Origin of the sequence: Chamaesiphon polymorphus CCALA 037 (assembly GCF_003003845.1) — a bacterium.
Lineage (GTDB): Bacteria > Cyanobacteriota > Cyanobacteriia > Cyanobacteriales > Chamaesiphonaceae > Chamaesiphon > Chamaesiphon polymorphus.
Window position 1 is genome coordinate 1 of the sequence record NZ_PVWO01000450.1, and the last position, 4,853, is coordinate 4,853.

At 47.4% G+C, this 4,853-nt stretch carries 4 protein-coding genes; 2 read left to right on the top strand and 2 right to left on the bottom strand.

From position 1 onward, the window contains the following. The first annotated feature begins 194 nt into the window (after positions 1-194). Together C7B77_RS24105 and C7B77_RS24110 are read left to right on the top strand one after the other, a co-directional pair. On the top strand, positions 195-1,607 hold the full coding sequence (locus tag C7B77_RS24105) for a 1-acyl-sn-glycerol-3-phosphate acyltransferase (protein ID WP_106310897.1): 1,413 nt from the start codon (positions 195-197) through the stop codon (positions 1,605-1,607). A 247-nt stretch (positions 1,608-1,854) separates the two neighbouring features. After that, a complete protein-coding gene (locus C7B77_RS24110; protein WP_106310900.1) occupies positions 1,855-3,741 on the top strand; it encodes a chloride channel protein in 1,887 nt (628 codons plus the stop codon). Between the two features lie 158 nt (positions 3,742-3,899). Here C7B77_RS24110 and C7B77_RS24115 read toward each other — a convergent pair whose 3' ends face one another. Both C7B77_RS24115 and C7B77_RS24120 read right to left on the bottom strand, forming a co-directional pair. Further along, positions 3,900-4,127: a hypothetical protein gene (locus tag C7B77_RS24115; protein WP_106310902.1), complete on the bottom strand. Its 228-nt coding sequence runs from the start codon at positions 4,125-4,127 to the stop codon at positions 3,900-3,902. 144 nt (positions 4,128-4,271) lie between these two features. Continuing rightward, positions 4,272-4,853: phosphoenolpyruvate carboxylase (locus C7B77_RS24120; RefSeq protein ID WP_146138487.1), on the bottom strand; the 582-nt coding region annotated here is incomplete at its 5' end.

The window sequence follows — 4,853 nt, forward strand, 5'->3', positions numbered from 1 at the left end:
GATGGGTGGATGGGTAAGGGGTAATGAGTAATGAGTAATGGGTAATGGGTAAATCTTATTGTGGAACGCAGTCCCAACTCCCAACTCCCAACTCCCAACTCCCAACTCCCAATTCCCCGCTAAATCAGTCATTTATACGGTGATTAATTTTACAATTTGAGGTATCGTCTACTGGGTCAGAGAGTAATTTCACCATGCCCCAAATCATCAAAGCTCAACCACCGCTACCATTTCTATCGCCGAAGTTGAATCTATTGGTGTTGCGGTTAGTCACTTGGGTGTTGCCGTATTGGTTAAAACACAAACTGCACATTGTTGATATCGATGTTACGGATATCGATCGATTGGTGGAAGTATATAAACAGTCGCAAATGGGCAGATTGCGCTTGATAATGGCATTTCGCCATCCTAGCAGCGATGACTCATTTTGCTTGGGGTATCTGTTGACAAGAATTTTACCTGCGGCGGCGAGACGACATCGAATCGCCCTCACATCGCCAGTATTCGCTCACTTTGTTTACGATCGTGGCATCCCACGGTGGGCGGGGAAGATTGTCGGTTGGTTGTATCCGCGATTGGGTGGCATTCCGATCCATCGCGGTCAAGCCGATCGCTTGGGTCTCAAGACAGCTAGAGACTTACTCGTCAATGGTAAAATGCCGCTAGCGATCGCGCCAGAAGGTGGCACGAATGGACATAGCGAACTTGTCAGTCCGCTAGAGCCAGGAGCCGCTCAAATTGGATTTTGGGCATTAGAGGATTTAGTAACGGCGGGGAGAGAGGAAGATGTCTTGGTCGTCCCGATCGGGATTCAATACTACTATCTAAATGAGCCATGGGAGAAGCTCGAAGAAACGATCCATCAGTTAGAGAGGGAATGTGGTTTGACAGTCTCTCGTCGCGATACGATCGTGGCAATTCGTCAAAGTGATGGACGACCTTTACGCAAGTTGCTCTATGACAGGTTTTATCGACTCAGCCAACATTTGCTCTATCAAATGGAAAATTTTTACGCTCAGTTCTACCAATACCACATTCCCGAACGCCCTCCCTTAGAACAGGCAATTTCGCGAACGGAGATCTCGCAAAGATTGCAAAATCTGTTGGATTTTGCCCTGCAAGTATCCGAGAGTTATTTCAATCTAGAACCGCAAGGAACTAAGATCGATCGCTGTCGGCGGATCGAGCAAGCAGGTTGGGATTGGATTTATCGAGAAGAGTTGAATCTGCCCAACAATTTATCCCCTGTCAGCCTGAAATTAGCCGATCGGATTGCTACCGAATCCGATTTACGCATGTGGAATATGCGAATTGTGGAAAATTTCCTAGCAATAACTGGTTCGTATGTCAAAGACAGACCGACGCTCGAGCGATTTGCGGAGATGACACTATTGCTGTGGGATTTGGTCGCACAGATTAAAGGTGAAAAGCCCCGCAACCGACCAGTTATCGGCGAGCGACGCGTGCAGATAACCATCTGCAATCCCATCCCACTCTCAGATTATTGGGATCGCTATAAAAGCGGTCGCCGTCAAGCAAAACAAGCCACTACCGACCTGACCCAAGAGATCCAGACGTCGATGGAAGGTACGGTCGATCGAGGATAGAGGGGTGGATGGGTAATGGGTAATGGGTAATGGGTAATGGGTAATGGGTAATGGGTAATGGGTAATGGGTACTGAAGTGTTCTCTACTCACAGTCCCCCAGTCCCCCCGTCTCCCAACTCCCAACTCCCAACTCCCAACTCCCAACTCCCAACTCCTATCTCAATAATCGATCCCCATTAGCTCCAAATAAATATTACAATTTAATTAACAATAATTAATCACTTTCTCATATTCCTGGCGTTATCCATGACCGTAATTCCGCCATCTTCTGTGCCGCCCATGGCACCCATACTCTCGCGACTGACCATCAAACTCAATCGTCTCGATCGCTCTCCCGGTCTAGTAGTGATGCTGCTATCCGTTCTGATTGGCGGCACAGCAGGATTGGGGGTAATTCTATTTCACTACCTGATCGACTCATTCGATAGTTCTTCTCATGCACTGGTTGTCGATAATCTCAAAGGATTACTCCACATTCAGGGAAATTGGCTATTTGCCCTGGTACCGATCCTGGGCGGTATTATCGTGGGGATCATGCGGTGGTACTGGCAAGATTTTGGCCCCAACATGAACTCAATGATTGCGGCTACCCAGGAAGGTCGCCAGGTGACGCCATGGCGGGGACTGGTGAAGATGGTGGCGGCTTCGGTCTCATTGGGTACTGGAGCTTCCTTGGGGCCAGAAGGGCCGAGCGTCGAAATTGGCGCAAATCTGGGGATGTTTTTGGGGCAGGCTTTACATGCTTCGCAAGAGCGGCAACGGTTATTGCTCGGTGCGGGTGCGGCAGCGGGGATTGCCGCCGGATTTAATGCCCCGATCGCGGGAGTGTTTTTTGCGCTGGAACTGGTGTTAGGTACGACATTTGCAACTTCAGCGGTGAGTGTAGTCGTATTAGCAGCGGTAGTTGCGTCTCTAGTCGCGCAGATTGGTTTGGGTGCTCGACCTGCGTTTGCATTACCCGTGTATGAGGTCAAAAGTTTATTCGAGCTACCGCTGTATCTCTTATTAGGTGGGTTGGCGAGTTTGGTGGCTTTTGCTTATACTCAAACTGTCGATTTTGCCAGGGAAGCTTTTCAAGGCAATGTCAGTTCTTTGGCCTGGTTGGGTAAAATCCCCCGCTGTTTGACACCCGTAATTGGTGGTGCGATCGTCGGAATTGTGGCTCTCAAGTTTCCTCAAGTTACTGGAATTGGTTACGAAACGATCGAGGCGATGTTGCAAGATGTCCAGTTTTCGATGGTCTTGCTCGTTTCGATTTTGGCAATCAAAATGTTGATGACTGCGGTCAGTTTGGGTAGTGGTTTAGTCGGTGGTTTGTTTGCACCGTCGATGTTTTTGGGAGCAACTTTAGGGGCAATTTATGGTAAATCCTTAGTGTTGCTGTTTCCGAGTTTGGTGGGACTAATTGCTGCTCCACCAGCGTATGCAATGGTCGGCATGGCTGCCGTCTTAGCTAGCAGTGCCAGAGCACCTTTAACGTCGATTTTGCTGATGTTCGAGCTGACTCGCGATTACCGGATCGTACTGCCTGTAATGGCTTGTGTGGGTTTGAGTATTTGGGCGATCGAACGGATGAATCCTAAATCAAAAATGCCAGATAAATTAGATAAATTAGCCCTGAGCGTGCAACCCGATCGCGATTTGGATATCCTCCAAAACTTACACGTCCGCGACGCGATGGACACTCATTATTTACGTTTATCCGATCGCTTGGATATTCTAGCCGCAGGGTTAAAATTAACTCAAAATAATTGTCATAGTGCTTTAGTTGTAGACGATCGCGATAAGTTACTCGGAATTATTACGCTCAATGATTTGAGTCGAGCAATTTCGCAAGCCGAAGCCTCCTTACAATCGAGCCGATTGTCGATCGATAATGTCGGCAGTATTTGCACTAAACATCTACTTTTTGCCGATATCGACGAACCAATTACCGCAGCAATCGATCGGATGAATGCCCGAGGATTGCATCAATTACCCGTTACCGATCGCACTCATCCCGATACGATCGTCGGCATTCTCCAACAGGAACGGATCGCTCTAGCCTGTAGTGTCGCTGCTACCCGTCAAGCTTTGAGTAAATATCAGCTATTACTACCCAAAGTAGCCGCAACGGTGGAGCAAGCGGTTTAAATTAATTTCTAGCATTATTGACTTGAATTATAAATTGCGATCTCAAAAACTAGGGTAAGGGTAATTTATGAATTACCCTTACCCTAATTTTTAAGATCGTATAGCAGCAAAGAGGTAATTATCAATTATCAATTATCAATTATCAATTATCAATTAATCTAAAGCGATTCAAAAATAGCTGTAAAACCCTCGATCGTCCCGCATTCTTCGGTTAAGTCTTCAGCATCACTGACGTCTTCGATTTGGTATTGCATAATCCGGCGTTCGTCGCCGTGCATTTTTTTAGATGAAAGCAACGTAGCTGGATACTTGGCGATGAGATCTTTGAAGGCTGTGCCATGAATCGCCCAGTCTTCAGCCGAACAGTTAATAGTTACACACCACATAATTAGGGAAAAGGGTTAAGGGGAAAGGGTTAAGGGGAAAGGGTTAAGGATTAAGGAACAAAGGCATGGCATCTATCCTTTACCCTTTACCCATGACCCTTTTCCCCAACATCACCCTTCATGTCAGTATTAAACTACAGCAATCTAGCCTGTATTTCGCATTCCAGCAGCAATACCGTTAATTGTCAGCAATGCACCATCGAGGAGTTCGCGCTTGCTGTAGCGAGAATAAATCATTCCTGCACCACCATGTTGGCGCAGCCGTTTGAGCAGTGAGACTTGCAAAAATCCTAATGGGACGATGCTACCATTGCGTAACTGAATGGAGCGTTGCAGTTCGGGATTGTCATCGAGAAAGCGTTCGTGTCCAGAAATCCGCAGTACCAGATCGCTAACCAGTCGATATTCATGAGCGATCCGCTCGAATAGGATTTCAAATTGCTCGCGATCTTCTGGTTGCGAGAGTTCTTCCATATAATGACGCGCGATTTGCAGATCGACTTTGGATATAGTCATCTCCACCTTGGAAATCGCCATCCGGAAAAATGGCCATTTGCGATAGAAGCCTTGGAGCAGCTCGAAGTTTTCTTGGGGACATTCAGCGACAAATTCTTCAAGTGCGGTACCAACACCATACCAAGAAGGCAGTAGAAAGCGACTTTGCGTCCAGCTAAACACCCACGGAATTGCCCGCAGACTGGCCAGATCCCGTTTGCCGCCGCGACG